This is a genomic window from Tepidamorphus sp. 3E244 (assembly GCF_046159835.1).
Lineage (GTDB): Bacteria > Pseudomonadota > Alphaproteobacteria > Rhizobiales > Tepidamorphaceae > JACKJK01.
The window spans coordinates 1725486-1739786 of the sequence record NZ_JBJXCY010000001.1; the positions used below are offsets into that span (position 1 = coordinate 1725486).

The 14301-nt window shown below is 65.3% G+C and carries 15 protein-coding genes; 11 read left to right on the top strand and 4 right to left on the bottom strand.

Annotated elements, in window-relative coordinates; genetic code table 11:
- Positions 1 to 6: 6 nt before the first annotated feature.
- The 5 genes from rnr to rpmG all read left to right on the top strand — a co-directional run bounded on the left by rnr (position 7) and on the right by rpmG (position 5095).
- Positions 7 to 2343, top strand: a complete 2337-nt coding sequence (gene rnr, locus ACKTEK_RS08175) for a ribonuclease R (RefSeq protein ID WP_409164733.1) — start codon at positions 7 to 9, stop codon at positions 2341 to 2343.
- A 14-nt stretch (positions 2344 to 2357) separates the two neighbouring features.
- Complete coding sequence (locus ACKTEK_RS08180) at positions 2358 to 2780, top strand: DUF983 domain-containing protein (RefSeq protein ID WP_409164734.1); 423 nt, start codon at positions 2358 to 2360, stop codon at positions 2778 to 2780.
- Positions 2777 to 3514, top strand: coding sequence for an NUDIX hydrolase (locus ACKTEK_RS08185; RefSeq protein ID WP_409164735.1), 738 nt, complete (start codon positions 2777 to 2779; stop codon positions 3512 to 3514). The genes ACKTEK_RS08180 and ACKTEK_RS08185 overlap by 4 nt, the downstream gene beginning before the upstream one ends.
- Positions 3515 to 3591: 77 nt before the next feature.
- Positions 3592 to 4794, top strand: coding sequence for an MFS transporter (locus tag ACKTEK_RS08190; RefSeq protein WP_409164736.1), 1203 nt, complete (start codon positions 3592 to 3594; stop codon positions 4792 to 4794).
- 133 nt (positions 4795 to 4927) lie between these two features.
- Complete coding sequence (gene rpmG, locus ACKTEK_RS08195; RefSeq protein WP_409164737.1) at positions 4928 to 5095, top strand: 50S ribosomal protein L33; 168 nt, start codon at positions 4928 to 4930, stop codon at positions 5093 to 5095.
- 81 nt (positions 5096 to 5176) lie between these two features.
- Here rpmG and ACKTEK_RS08200 read toward each other — a convergent pair whose 3' ends face one another.
- Positions 5177 to 6004 carry a class I SAM-dependent methyltransferase gene (locus tag ACKTEK_RS08200; RefSeq protein ID WP_409164738.1) on the bottom strand — a complete coding sequence of 276 codons (828 nt, stop codon included), beginning with the start codon at positions 6002 to 6004 and terminating at the stop codon, positions 5177 to 5179.
- A 275-nt stretch (positions 6005 to 6279) separates the two neighbouring features.
- On the opposite strand from ACKTEK_RS08200, the gene ACKTEK_RS08205 reads away from it, so the two are divergent.
- On the top strand, positions 6280 to 7140 hold the full coding sequence (locus ACKTEK_RS08205; protein WP_409164739.1) for an EamA family transporter: 861 nt from the start codon (positions 6280 to 6282) through the stop codon (positions 7138 to 7140).
- A gap of 431 nt (positions 7141 to 7571) precedes the next feature.
- Here the strand turns inward: ACKTEK_RS08205 and ACKTEK_RS08210 are convergent, their stop codons facing one another.
- A complete protein-coding gene (locus ACKTEK_RS08210) occupies positions 7572 to 8945 on the bottom strand; it encodes a PleD family two-component system response regulator (RefSeq protein ID WP_409164740.1) in 1374 nt (457 codons plus the stop codon).
- 42 nt (positions 8946 to 8987) lie between these two features.
- On the bottom strand, positions 8988 to 9359 hold the full coding sequence (locus tag ACKTEK_RS08215; protein WP_409164741.1) for a response regulator: 372 nt from the start codon (positions 9357 to 9359) through the stop codon (positions 8988 to 8990).
- Positions 9360 to 9489: 130 nt separating this feature from the next.
- Between ACKTEK_RS08215 and ACKTEK_RS08220 the strand changes: the two genes are divergently transcribed.
- The 3 genes from ACKTEK_RS08220 to ACKTEK_RS08230 are packed head-to-tail and all read left to right on the top strand — an operon-like array spanning position 9490 to position 12102.
- Positions 9490 to 9792 carry a DUF3572 domain-containing protein gene (locus ACKTEK_RS08220; protein ID WP_409164742.1) on the top strand — a complete coding sequence of 101 codons (303 nt, stop codon included), beginning with the start codon at positions 9490 to 9492 and terminating at the stop codon, positions 9790 to 9792.
- Complete coding sequence (locus ACKTEK_RS08225) at positions 9789 to 10715, top strand: ROK family protein (protein WP_409164743.1); 927 nt, start codon at positions 9789 to 9791, stop codon at positions 10713 to 10715. Before ACKTEK_RS08220 ends, ACKTEK_RS08225 begins: the two co-directional genes overlap by 4 nt.
- A 34-nt stretch (positions 10716 to 10749) precedes the next feature.
- A complete protein-coding gene (locus tag ACKTEK_RS08230; RefSeq protein WP_409164744.1) occupies positions 10750 to 12102 on the top strand; it encodes a DNA polymerase IV in 1353 nt (450 codons plus the stop codon).
- On the opposite strand, the gene ACKTEK_RS08235 is transcribed toward ACKTEK_RS08230, so the two are convergent.
- Entirely contained in the window at positions 12065 to 12910 is an 846-nt protein-coding gene (locus ACKTEK_RS08235) for an EipB family protein (protein WP_409164745.1), read from the bottom strand. The genes ACKTEK_RS08230 and ACKTEK_RS08235 overlap by 38 nt on opposite strands.
- 144 nt (positions 12911 to 13054) lie before the next feature.
- On the opposite strand from ACKTEK_RS08235, the gene ACKTEK_RS08240 reads away from it, so the two are divergent.
- Complete coding sequence (locus ACKTEK_RS08240; protein WP_409164746.1) at positions 13055 to 13522, top strand: RidA family protein; 468 nt, start codon at positions 13055 to 13057, stop codon at positions 13520 to 13522.
- On the top strand, positions 13519 to 14283 hold the full coding sequence (locus ACKTEK_RS08245; RefSeq protein WP_409164747.1) for a glycerophosphodiester phosphodiesterase family protein: 765 nt from the start codon (positions 13519 to 13521) through the stop codon (positions 14281 to 14283). Before ACKTEK_RS08240 ends, ACKTEK_RS08245 begins: the two co-directional genes overlap by 4 nt.
- Positions 14284 to 14301 lie beyond the last annotated feature (18 nt).

Below are 14301 nucleotides of genomic sequence, written 5' to 3' on the forward strand. Positions count from 1 at the left end.
GTCTGATTGGCCAAGCGCATCAAAAAGAAGAAATCCAACCTGCCCTCGCGTGACGAGATTCTCGCCTTCGTCACGCAGAACCCGGACAAGGCGACCAAGCGCGACATCGCCCGCCAGTTCGCGATCAAGGGCTCGGACCGCATCCCGCTGAAGCGGATGCTGGCCGACCTCATCGACGACGGCCTGATCGAGCGTGGCGGCGGCAAGCGCCTGCACAAGCCCGGCACCTTGCCCCCCGTCGTGGTGGCCGACATCACCGAGCGTGACGAGGACGGCGAGTTCATTGCCGTTGTCGCCGAGCGCGGGCCGGCAACGGGCACGGACGCCGACGGCGATGGCGAGGACGATGCGCCCTCGTCGGCCCCGCGCATTCGTGTTGCCCCGACCAGGAAACGCCCCGCGCCGGGCATCGGCGACCGCGTGCTGCTGCGCATCGACGAGGACGCGCGCGAGGACGCGGACCCAGATTCCATCATCGACGGGTTCGTCATCCGGGTGCTGGACAAGCCGAAGGCGCGTATTCTGGGCGTCTACCGCGAACTGGGCGACGGCACCGGCCGCATCGAGCCGGTGGACAAGAAGAACCGGAAAGAGTGGGCGGTCCACCAGACCGATTCAAAGGACGCTCGCGAGGGCGAACTGGTCGCCGTCGAGCCGCTGAAATCGCGCCGTCGCATGGGCCTGCCGCAAGCCCGCGTGATCGAGCGCATGGGCTCGATGGCGGACGAGAACGCCGTCAGCCGCATCGCCGTCGAGACCCACGGTATTCCGCTGGATTTTCCGCGCGCTGTCATCGAGGAAGTCGAGGAGATCAAGCCGAAGACCGATGTGTCCGGCCTTGAAGACCTGCGCAAGGTTCCCTTCGTCACCATCGACCCGGCAGACGCACGCGACCACGACGATGCGCTGTTCGCCGAACCCGACGAGGCCAGGGACAACCCCGGCGGGCACGTCGTCTGGGTCGCGATTGCCGACGTCGCGCGCTACGTGACGCCCGGCACCGCGCTGGACAGGGCCGCGCGGGACCGCGGTAACTCGGTCTATTTCCCCGGTCGCGTCGTGCCGATGCTGCCAGAGCGGCTCTCCAACGACCTGTGCTCGCTGCGCGAAAAGGAAGACCGCCCGGCGCTGGCCGTGCGCATGGTCTTCGATGGCGACGGCAACAAGATCGACCATCGCTTCGCGCGCATCATGATGCGCTCCGCCGCCAAGCTGCGCTACGAGACCGCACAGGCCGCCGTCGATGGCCGTCCTCAGCCAAAGGACGACGACACCGACACCGGCCCGCTGGTCGAACCGGTGCTGAAGCCGCTGTGGGCCGCGTGGCGTGCGCTGATGAAGGCGCAGGGCAAGCGTAGCCCGCTCGACCTCGACCTGCCCGAACGCAAGCTGGTTCTCGACAGCGAAGGCAAGGTCGCGAAGGTCATCGTGCCGGAACGGCTGGAGGCGCACCGGCTGGTGGAAACCTTCATGATCGCGGCAAACGTCGCAGCCGCCGAGACGCTCGAAAAGCAGCGCGTTCCCCTCGTCTACCGCGCCCACGATGCGCCCTCGCCGGAGAAGCTGGCCGCGCTCGGCGAGTTCCTGCGCACGCTCGACATCCAGCTTGCCAAGGGCCAGACGGTCCAGCCGCGCCAGTTCAACACGATCCTGTCGAAGGTCGTGGACACCCCCAATGCCGGCCTCGTCAACGAGGTGATCCTGCGCAGCCAGGCGCAAGCCGAATACACGCCGGAAAACTACGGGCATTTCGGGCTGAACCTGCGCCGGTATGCGCATTTCACCTCGCCCATCCGCCGCTATGCCGACCTGATCGTCCACCGCGCGCTCATCGCGTCGCTGAAGCTCGGCGATGGCGGCTACCTGTATGAACCCGAGCCGCTGGCCGAAACCGCCGCCCACGTCTCCATGACCGAGCGCCGCGCCATGGCCGCCGAGCGCGAGACCGTGGACCGGCTGATCGCGCATTTCGTGGCAGACCGCGTCGGCACGCGCTTTCCCGGCCGTATCTCCGGCGTCACCCGGTCCGGCATGTTCGTCAAGCTGCGCGACACCGGCGCCGACGGCTACATCCCCGCGGCTTCCATCGACCAGAACTACTGGCGCTATGATGAAGTCGGCCAACAGCTCGTCAGCGACCAGACGGGTGAGGCATTCCGCCTTGGTGACGATGTCGAGGTGCGACTGGTAGAAGCGATGCCGGTTGCGGGTATGCTGCGCTTCGAGATTCTTTCGGACGCGCGCAAGCTGCCGGCATCGGAACGCAAGAAGGCGCGCGAACGCACCAAGCAGGATGCGCGCGGCAACACCCGCCGCCGCTCGGCCATTCGCAGGCGCAAGTAGGATCGGATCGCGAGATGTCCGTCGAATATGCCCATGAAGAAATCGTCGAACCGCCACGCAGCTGGTGGCGCGCCATGCGAGCTGGCCTTGCCTGCAAGTGCCCTGCCTGCGGGCGCGGCAGCATCTTCACCAGCTATCTCAAGGTCGCCGACACCTGCCCCGCCTGCGGCGAGGAACTGCACCACCACCGCGCCGACGATGCGCCCGCCTATATGGTGATCTTCATCGTCGGCCATATCGTGGTGCCGTTGATGCTGTGGATCGAGGTGGCCTACCAGCCAGCCATGTGGATTCATGCCGTGGTCTGGGCGCCGATCATCATCGCGATGTCGCTGGCCTTGCTTCCCCCGGTGAAGGGCGCGCTCGTCGGCCTGCAGTGGGGCTTGCGCATGCACGGCTTCGGCGGTGAGAACGAAGAGGACAAGTTCGCGGCATGAACGACTACGCCGACCGTATGACGCAGCAAAACCGCGACCGCAGCTTCAAGAACCGCCGCCCGCGCGACGCCGCAACCGTCATCATGCTCGACAAGCGCGACGACCGGCATCACGTGCTCCTCGGCCGCCGCCACGACCGCCACGTGTTCCTGCCCGGCAAGTTCGTCTTTCCAGGTGGCCGCGTCGACGCGACCGACGGGCGCGCACCCGCTGCCGCCGAACTGGACGACACGGTCGTGGAGAAGCTGCTGGCTGACATGAAGCGCAACGGCGGGTCGTACCGCGCACGCGCGCTGGGCCTTGCCGCGATCCGCGAAGTCTTCGAGGAAACCGGCATTGCCATTGGCCGCCCGCATGAAGGCCGCCTGCCGAAGATCAACCAGTGGAATGACTTCTTCGGGCTCGGTCTCGCGCCGGACTTGTCTGTCCTGCGCTTCGTTGCCCGCGCCGTCACACCGCCGGGCCGCCCGCGCCGCTTTGATACGCGCTTCTTCGTCGTCGACATGACCGAGACCGGCCATTCCACCGACGAGATGATGCGTCCCTGTGATGAGCTGGACCAACTCGTGTGGACGCCCATCGACGAGGCGAGCAAGCTCGACATGCCCGCCGTCACGACCGTGGTGCTGGATGAGCTCGCCAACCGCCTGCCCGGTGATCCGCACCTGAAGGCGCCCGTGCCGATTCCCTACTACTGCTGGAAGCGCGACCGCTTCGTGCGCTACGAGATCTGACACCCGCCCCGCAGTGGCATGCCGCCCCTGCTGAAAATGTCATAGGCCGGACTGGGCAAAGGCGCTACAGAGCGCCGATGAGCAGCGACCCGCAATCCGAAGACCTGAACCTCACAGCGCCCTTTTCACTGGGCGACAGGCGCGCGATTGCGGCTGCGATCACCTGCGTCAGCATATCCGGCTTCTCGATCTCGCTGTCGTTCCCGCTGGTCTCGCTGGTGCTGGAATCGCGCGGCGTGTCCGATACGCTGATCGGCGTCAACACCGCGCTGGCAGGCCTTGCATCGCTCGCCATCGCACCGTTTGCCGCGCGGCTGGCGCGACAGTTCAATCCCATTCGCGTGCTGATCGTATCGCTGATCATATCGGCAGCCTGTCTCGTGGCCCTGCCCTGGACACCAACCTGGGCCTGGTTCCCGATCCGCTTCGTCTACGGGGCGGCGGCGAGCCTGATTTTCACCGTCGGCGAATTCTGGATCAACGCAGCCGCCAACGAAGCCCGGCGCGGCCTCGTCATGGGCATCTATGCCTCCGTCCTGTCCATCGGCTTTGCCGTCGGCCCTGCGCTGCTTGGCATCACTGGCACCGAAGGCGCGCTGCCGTTCCTGCTGGGGGCGGTCGCATTCATCGCGTCCATCGTGCCCGTCTGGATGGCGCGGGACGTGTCGCCGCCGGTCCACGGCGCGCCGAGCGCCAATTTTCTGGCGTTCCTGTGGATCGCGCCGACCGCGACGCTTGCCGCTTTCATTTTCGGCGCGGCCGAACAGACCGGCTTTGCATTCTTCGCGCTGTTCGGGATTCGCAGCGGACTGGACGAAACTTCTGCCGCGCTGCTGCTGACCATGGTGGCGCTCGGCAACCTGCTTCTGCAGATCCCGCTGGGGCTGCTGGCCGACAGGTTCGAACGCACCTACCTGCTCGCCGTCTGCGGGTTCTTCGGTGTGCTGGGCATGCTCGCACTACCTTATGCGATTGCGTGGCTGCCTGCCGCCTACCTTCTGCTGCTGTTCTGGGGCGGCATCACCGGCGGCTTCTACACCATCGGCCTTGCGCAGCTTGGCGCGCGCTTTCGCGGCACCGACCTTGCCAGCGCCAACGCTATGTTCGTGATGCTCTACAGCCTCGGCATGATCGTCGGCCCGTTCGGTGCCGGTGTCGCCATGCAGAAAGCCGGCGCGAACGCACTGGCCTGGTTCCTCGCGGTCCTGTTTGCCTGCCACTTCGCGGTCGCGCTGTGGCGCAGCTTCACGGCACCCTCTTCGAAGCCCGGCACACCTTGACTTTCCAGCCCCGGTCGGGCTATCAGCCCCTTCCAATGCGCTGCGCTCGTTCGCGGCGCGCTTTTATTTTGAACGCAAGCCGCATCGATCCGGAATGTCCGGTCAGCCTGCGGCGCGAACGCAGGGCAAGACGATGGCCAAGGCTACCACGATCAAGATCCGCCTCGTGTCGAGCGCCGACACCGGGCATTTCTACGTCACCAAGAAAAACTCGCGCACGATGACCGAGAAGATGGTCAAGAAGAAGTACGATCCCGTCGCGCGCAAGCACGTGGATTACCGCGAGTCGAAGATCAAGTAATTCGACCACCGCGATTGCGATTTCAAAAAGCCGTCGGCGCGAGCCGGCGGCTTTTTTCGTTGGCGCCTGCCCACCCCTGCTTCAGGCCGGCTTCTGCGCAACGCAGAGCGTGGCCGGCATCGGTACCATCGCCTTCCCGTCCCGCACGAAGGGCGCGCAGCGCTCCACCATGGCCGCCCGGATGGCCGGCAGGTCCTCGGGTCTCTGCGCGTTCAACAGTGCACTGGCGCGCGCCGTGGCCTCCCGCAGGGCATCCATCAGCGCGTCGGGCGCAGGCAGCGTCCAGTACAGAAGGTGCCGCTCGTGCCGGCAATCCTCGAAGCCGAGTTCACCGGCAACCCGCGCGCATTCCTCCTCCGGCCCGAAGCGGAAGAACGGCGGCCCGGCGGGCAGATCCACGTCGGTCGTCCCGAACCGCGCCACGGCATCCATGGCAAAGCCGATCGCCGAGTTTTCCGGCTGTGCCCACGACGTGAAGACCAGACGGCCGCCGGGCTTGAGCACGCGCATGGCATCCGCGAGACCGGCCTCGGGTTCGGGAAAGTGCATGACGCCGAAATTGATTGTCACCACATCGAAGCGCGCATCTTCAAAGGGAAGGTCCTGCGCGTCGCCGGTCTGAAATCGGGCTTGCGGGTAATTCTGCGCTGCAAGCCGGACCATCTCGCCGGACAGGTCGATACCTGACGCAACCGCGCCGAGCCTCGCCGAAAGCCCTGCGACGTAGCCCGGCCCGCAGGCAACATCGAGCAGCACCGTCAATGGCCCGACCTCTCCGGCCTTGAGAATCGCCGGAACGATCTGTGTCGTCAGATGCTCCCAATGGCTGTGATAGCCGCTGGACGCACGCTCCCACGCATCGTGTTCGAACGCGCGGAAAGCATCGCTACCCTCGCTGCTTGTCGCCATTGAAGCCTCCATCCCCTGCTGACGGCACGACAAGTGTGCATGTCGGCAGGTTGAACGCAAAAGCCGCACCGCAAACTGGCTTTCACAGCATCGCGCGCGCGGCGTAACGTCGTCCCCGCCTATCCATGTGCGGCTAGGGTTCCGGCTTTGCTTGAAGTGCGCTGGACCGAGCGCCGTGATGAGCCGATAACGGCGGACACCCGAGGACGAGAAGACCAGAGGGGATGGACAGGGCGTGTTGCAACGCGCCTGTACGCCAACTCTCGAGGTCCACCATGACACCACTCGGCTTTGCTCTCGTTTTCGCCGCCGCCATCTGCCACGCCACCTGGAATTTCCTGGTCAAGCGCATCGCCGCCGGACCGGAACTCATCTGGCTCTTTTCCACGCTCACACTGGTCATCTACGCGCCGCTCGCGCTCTGGATTTTTTTCAGCGAGCGACCTGACCTGGGCCTCGTGCACCTGGTCTTCATCGCCGGAAGCGCGGTGCTGCACCTTGGCTATTTCCTGCTGCTCCAGACCGGTTATCGGCACGGTGACCTGTCGCTGATCTACCCGACGGCGCGTGCCACCGGGCCGCTACTCTCGGCAGGCTTCGCCGCAGCCTTCCTCGGCGAGAATCTTATGCCGCAGATGGGCTCTGGTGCGGCGATCATCATCGCCGGCGTCTTCATGCTTACAGGCGGCGCCTCCAAGGGACGCCTGCTGGCTCTTGCGCCATCCCACCTGTTCGGGATCGCCACCGGCTGCTTCATCGGCACCTACACGGTCTGGGATGCCCACGCGGTCGCAGCCCTCGCCATTCCCCCGCTTATTCTCGACTACGCCTCCAGCATCGGGCGCAGCGTTCTGCTGGCGCCGACCGCATGGCGGCGGCGCGAGGCCGTGGCGCGGCTCTGGCAGGACCACCGCGCCAGCGTCATCGCCATGGCGATCTTCAATCCCCTCGCCTATATCCTCGTGCTCTACGCGCTGACATTCACGCCCGTCATCTACGTCGCACCGCTGCGCGAAACGAGCGTGCTGCTGTCCGTCCTCGCCGGCAGCCTGCTGCTGGGTGAAGGCCACCTGCGGCGGCGATTGTCTTGGGGAGTGGTGATCCTGGCAGGTGTCGCCATTCTTTCCACCGGCTAGACCCGACAAGCAAAAAGGCCGCCGGCGAGCAACGCCAGCGGCCTTTTCGAAGATGTCTGCGCCCCCACGCAAGACTCTCAAAACTGAAAGTGGCCGGTCCGGAAAAAGGTGTTAACGAGGAGGCCACTCCACCCATCCGAACCGGCCTGCCCCATGGGTCCAGGAGATGCGGCGGACCTGAGCACCATGGGGTGCTGCTGGCTCTCTCGTTCCTCTGGGGAATAAAAGAACACAACAAGCAGTTCGGACACTATCCCACCGCCCGTGCGAATCAACGTTCTTTTAATAAAACGCCCAGCGTTTCACTGCTCAGCGTAAACCGGTAGGGTTACTGCTTGCAGTTAACTGGTGAACAGAAGATCAGGGGATGTTTTTCAGCCGGCCTCTACATGGCCGAGCCAAGCAACGAATGCACTTAACTTGCCCTTGCGTCAGGCAGCCTGCGCGCTGACCCGGTTGCGCCCGGTGTGCTTGGCGTTGTAGAGCGCTTCGTCCGCGCGTTTGATGAGCGCATCGGCATCGTCGGTGCCCGAGGCAAGCGTCGAAGCGCCGATGCTGACCGTCACCTGGATGGCGCGGGTGCCACCGTGGATCGGGAACGGATCGCCGGCGATGGCCGAGCGGATGCGTTCACCGACACGCACCGCAACGCCGATATCTGTTTCCGGCATCACGATGACGAATTCCTCGCCGCCCATCCGGCAGGCGAGATCCAGCCCGCGCACGCTCTTGCGCACGCGCTTGGCGAATTCCTTGAGAACCTCGTCGCCGGCATCGTGGCCGTATGTGTCGTTCACGGCCTTGAAGTGGTCGATGTCGAGGACAAGCAGCGACAGCGGGCGGCGCTTCTCGCGCGATTTCGTCACCAGCGTGCCGAGATGGTTTTCCATGTAGCGGCGGTTGTGCAGCCCGGTCAGGCTGTCCGTGACGGCCATGGTGACCGACATCTGCACGTTGTCGCGAAGGCGCTCGGCATAGCGGCGGCGCTTGATCTGCGTCGTGACGCGCGCCGACAGCTCGTTCGGGTCGACCGGGCGCGTGATGTAGTCGTTGACGCCAAGGTCGAGGCCGCGCATCAGGCGGGCCCTGTCGTCGGGATCAACCACGATCAGGACCGGCACGTTGCGCGTGCGCTCCAGCGAGCGGAGTTGCGAGCACAGACGCAGGCCGTCAAAGTCCTGCAGGTCCAGGCTGACGATGATGAGGTCGTAGTCGGAATCGGCAACCCGGAACAACGCTTCCTGCGGCTGCGTCTCCACCTGCACGTTGTGCTGGCGCGACAACACGCGGTTGAGCTTGTCGTAGGAGCTGAGCCGGTCGTCGACCAGCAGGATGCGCCCGTTCTCGCCAGAGGCGCGAGCGGCTTCCGCGAACGGGTCCTCGATGCCGAGATCGCGGCTGGTCGCCGCGCGCATCCGCAGTTCGTCCGTCAGCATCTTAAGGCGCACCAGGCTCTTCACGCGGGTGACGAGCGCAATGTCGCTCACCGGCTTGGTGAGGAAGTCGTCGGCCCCGCATTCCAGTCCCCTCACCCGGTCACTGGCCTGGTCGAGTGCGGTGACCATGACGACGGGAATGTGGTGGGTGCGCGGATTGGCCTTCAGGCGGCGGCAGACCTCGAACCCGTCCATGCCGGGCATCATTGCATCGAGCAGGACGATGTCGCACTGCTCCTCGTCGCAAACCGTCAGCGCATCGAGGCCGTTGGTTGCGCCGCGAACATCGAAATATTCCTGCGAAAGCCGCGCCTGCAGCAATTTCACATTGGCCGGAATATCGTCGACAACCAGTACGCGTGCCGTCATGGGCTTGAACTCAACTCGTTACGCAACAAGCACGAAGCGCCCTTAGGCGTCGTTCAGGAACTGCTTCACCGTCTCGATGAACTTGCCGACCGAGATCGGCTTGGAGATATAGGCCTCGCATCCGCCTTCGCGAATGCGCTCCTCGTCACCCTTCATGGCGAACGCCGTCACGGCGATCACCGGAATGTGGCGGAGATTGTCGTCTTCCTTCAGCCATGCGGTCACATCGAGACCGGAAACCTCTGGAAGCTGGATATCCATCAGGATCAGGTCGGGGAGCTCACGCCGCGCAAGATCGACCGCCTCGCGGCCGTCCCGCGTGCCGACGACGTCGTAACCGTTCGCCTTGAGCAGATCGTGGAAGAGCTTCATGTTGAGCTCGTTGTCCTCCACAATCATGACTTTCTTGGCCATCGTCCCTCACCCCGTGGCAGCATCCGCAGCCCTTTGGGCAACACGATACCTTGCGCACGCCCCGTCCTTGCGCGCGCATTCCCCCTTACTCATCATGCAACGTTACGCTGCAAATCTTACGGATTGGCAAATGCAACACCACACCAGCTTTCCAGCCAACAAGGATGAGGCCGAAGCCCTTGCGGTGACAGCACTTTCCGCGATTGCAGCCGACCCGAAACTGCTGTCGCGCTTCATGGCGCTGACGGGAATCGAGCCGCAGAACTTGCGCCACGCGGCAAGCGAACCGGGCTTTTTGACCTCCGTCACGAACTTCCTGATGACCGACGAATCGACGCTTGTCGCATTCGCCGCCAACGAAGGCCTGCGCCCCGAGTCGGTCGCGCGCGCCCATGCGTTCCTGAGCGGCCCGGAGGCGCAATTCGGGGAATGAACGGCACCGCGCCCAGCGAAGCGATGACCGGGGTCGACCTCGGCGGCACCAAGATCTCGGCCGTTGTGCTCAGCCCCGATGGAAGCGAGCGCGCCCGGCTGCGCACGCCGACGCCGCAAGGCGACTACGCCGCAACGGTTGAATCCATTCGCGACATCGTCAGCGCCGTGGAGGTCGAGGCCGGGCTGGAACCACGGCGCAACGCCCCCGTCGGCATCGGCACGCCCGGTTCGACCGTGCCCGGCACCGGCCTGATGCAGAACGCAAATTCCACCTGCCTCAATGGCAAGCCGCTGCTGACAGACCTGAAATCAGCCCTCGGCCGCGAGATCACCATGGCCAACGATGCGAACTGCCTTGCGCTGTCGGAAAGCACAGATGGTGCGGCCAAGGGCGAGGCATGCGTCTTCGCGGCGATCCTCGGCACCGGCGTGGGCGGTGGTATCGTCATCGACGGAAGGCTGCTGGCCGGCCCGCGCGGACTGTCCGGCGAATGGGGGCACAATCCCCTGCCCTGGCCTCACGAAGACGAGCATCCCGGCCCGCAATGCTGGTGCGGTCGGCACGGCTGCATCGAAGCATGGCTCAGCGGCCCGGCGCTGGCCGCCGACCACCTCGCCCGCACCGGCGAGGCGATGGATGCCCAAGCGATTGCCGCCAGGACGTCGCCGGCCTGCGCCGATACCATGAACCGCTACACCGACCGGCTCGCACGCGCACTGGGTGCCGTCGTCAACATGATAGACCCGGACGTGATCGTCCTTGGCGGCGGTCTGTCGCGGGTTGCCGCGCTCTATGAACGCTTGCCGCCGCGCGCCCTGCCGCACATCTTCTGCGATGCGCCGAGCGTGCGGATCGTGCCCGCGAAGCACGGCGATGATTCCGGCGTTCGCGGCGCGGCGCGCCTGTGCGCACCCCGCTGAACTCCAAAACCGAGCCAGAGCGCGAAAGCCGGCCATGCCAAGCCCGACCGAGATGCAGTCGCTGTGCCGAAATTGCGGGGCAACCGGCGTCGCCACTCGTTGCGCGTCCTGCGGCAGCGCCCGCATCGTGCGACATGTCGAGCTGTTTTCGCTCGAAATCGCGCATATCGACTGCGATGCTTTCTATGCGGCTGTCGAAAAGCGCGACGACCCGAGCCTGCGTGACAAACCGGTCATAATCGGCGGCGGCAGGCGCGGTGTCGTCTCCACCGCCTGCTACGTCGCGCGCATGAGCGGCGTGCGCTCAGCCATGCCTATGTTCAAGGCGCTCGCTGCCTGCCCGGACGCGATCATCATCAAGCCGGACATGGACAAGTATGCCGCCGTCGGGCGCGAGGTGCGCAAGCGCATGTTCGACCTGACGCCGCTGGTCGAGCCGATTTCCATCGACGAGGCGTTTCTGGATCTGACCGGCACGCAAAAGGTCCACCACGCAACGCCGGCCGAGACGCTCGCCCGCTTCGCCCGCGAGATCGAGCGCGACGTGGGCATCAGCGTGTCGGTTGGCCTGGCGCCGAACAAGTTCCTGGCCAAGATCGCCTCAGACCTCGACAAACCGCGCGGCTTCGCCGTGATCGGCGCGGCCGAAAGCGCCGAATTCCTCAAGCTCCGCCCTGTGACGACGATTCCCGGCATCGGCCCCGCGATGGCGAAGAAGCTGTCCTCTGAGGGATATCGCATGATCGGCGATATCCAGCGCGCCGATGCGACCGCGCTCGCCAAGCGCCACGGCGAATACGGGTTGCGCCTCTACGAGATGGCCCATGGCCGCGACCGCCGCCGCGTCGACCCGACAAGCGAACGCAAGAGCGTCAGCGCCGAGACGACCTTCAACGAGGACATCTCCGACCCGCGCGAACTGGAAACCCGGCTCTGGAGGCTGTGCGAGAAGGTATCGGGCCGCATGAAGGCGGCTGAGCTTTCGGGCGTGACGGTGACGCTGAAACTCAAGACGCGCGACTTCGCCACCCGCACCCGCGCCGCACGCCTTGCCGACCCGACGCAGCTTGCAGGCCGCATCTACGAAGCGGGCAAGCGGCTGCTGGCGCAGGAGACGGACGGCACCCGCTACCGGCTCATCGGCATTGGCCTGTCCGACCTGCGCGATGCCGTGGAAGCGGACCCGACAGACCTCGCCGACCCGGATCTTTCACGAAAGGCCGGTGCGGAGCGCGCGGTCGACGCGGTGCGCGCCAGGTTTGGCCGCGACATCGTCCAGCGCGGGCTGTCGTTCGCAGGTCGCGAGAAAGCGGAAAAGGCGAAATCGAAGACGGGCGACGCGGGCGGTGTCAGCGATCCGAACAGCGACCTTGATCGGGAAAGGTGAGCGCGCTCAGGTTTCCGCGCAGCGAAAAATTGCCGTAGTCCAGCAGGATGTCGCTGCTCACGCCGTTCTCGTAGAGCGTCGAGCTGATCGAGTAGATCGGCTCTTCCTCGCCACCCACCGTCTCGTCCTCGTTCTCGCTGCCCTCGCCGTGGAAATAGGCGACGGTCACCGGCCAGTGCGGGACGTCTTCAAGCTTGGCGCGGGCAAGCCCCGAGCCGTGGCGGTCGAGCCGCTTCGGCCCGATGACGGCGAACGTGTCATAAATCTGCGTGCCCGGATCGGACCCCTCGTAGATGCGCGCCGACAAGGTGCGCTGGCCTGTCCGGCCCGCCTGTATCAGCCGGTTGAGATGCTGGGTCGGGAACATAACGTCCTCGCCGAATTCCAGCGAATTGCGCTGCGGCATGGTGATGGCGATCTCCACGCCCTCGCCCGTGCGCTCTGCGTTGCCGTTCGTCTCTTCGGTGAGGTTGGCATCGTCGTAGCGGCGGTTGGTGAAGCGGAACGTGTTCGCGTCGCGCGATTCCCACTGCGCGGTCCGCAGGTCGGTTACCAGCGTCGCCCCTTCAGAGTTGGCAGAGCGGAAGACGTAGCGCGAGTTGGTGGCAAGGCCCTCGCAATCGGTCGCGAGCACTTCGACCACCATGCGGCCGCTGAATGAGGCGATGTTGCCGGCTTCATCAGCGCGCTCCAGCTTGATGTCGTAGACGGCGCGGTGCGGCATGAGGTCGGCCTGCGCCGGCACCGGGCACAGCAGCGCGAGCGCCAGAGGCGCAAGGCGGATTGGGCATGTTCTCGTCGAAAGCACGACATCTCCCCGAGGCTTTCAATCCTTCGCCCCATAGTGGAGGAAATCTCACCAACCACCAAGCCGGATTCGCATTTGTGGTTGCCAATCGCCCTCAAGGCTGGACTATGCGGGCAAATTCCCCTGACGAAATGGATGGATGGCATGAGCGGCACGATTGAGAAGAGACTGAGCGAACTGGGCATCGAACTACCCGAGCCGATGGCCCCGGTGGCCAACTACATGGCCTGGGTCGTTTCCGGCAAAATGGTCTACGTGTCCGGCCAGGTCCCCATCGTTGACGGCAAGCCGCAGCATATCGGCCAGTGCGGCAATTCCATCTCGACGGAAGACGCGGTCCAGGCCGCGCGCATCTGCGCCATCAACCTCATCTCGCAGGCCAAGGCCGCTGCCGGCGGCGATCTCGACAAGATCGCCCGCGTCGTGAAGCTGGTCGGCTTCGTCAATTCCGCACCCGACTTCAAGGATCACCCGACGGTCATCAACGGCGCATCGGACCTCATGGTCGACGTCTTCGGCGACAAGGGCCGCCACGCGCGCTCCGCCGTTGGCGTTGCAGCTCTTCCCCTCGGCCTCAGCGTCGAGGTGGAAGCGATCTTCGAACTCGCTTGAGCACCACCGAAACCAATGCGCGCGGCTGGATCGGCCGCGCGCCTGTCGCCCATCGCGGCCTGCACGACAAGGCGGACGGACGGATCGAGAACTCGCTTTCCGCGATACGCGCCGCCGTCGAGGCAGGCTTCGCCATCGAGATCGACGTGCGCCAGAGCGCGGACGGCGAGGTCATGGTCTTCCACGACGCGACGCTCGACCGGCTGACCGGCGAAACCGGCGCGTTCACAGACCGCAACGCCGACGAACTCACAGGTATGGAACTGACCGGCAGCGGCGGCGACACCATCCCGCGCCTGTCGGACGTGCTGGGGGCAGTCGATGGCCGTGTCCCGCTCTATGTCGAGATCAAGCACGAGACGCGCTCCAGCGGCGCCCGTGAACGCGCCGTGGCCAAGGCACTGGATGGTTACGACGGGCCGGTGGCGGCCATGTCGTTCGAGCCGTCGAGCGTGCGTGCCATGCGCGAGGTCGCGCCCCACATCACGCGCGGCATCGTCGGCGAGGCCTATCGCGACAAGGCGGAATGGCCCGGTCTTTCCGCAATGCAGCGATTTTCCCGCCGCAACCTCTTTCACATTCTCTCCACTGCGCCACATTTTATTGCATGGCACATCCACGACCTGCCCGCGTTTGCCCCGGTCATCGTCAACACGCTGACAGGCAAACCCCTGCTCGCATGGACGGTTCGCAGCCCGGCAGAGGCCGAGCGGGCGCGCGCCAGCGGCGCGCAGATCATCTTCGAGAACTTCCTCCCCTGACCCATCGCATCCTGATTG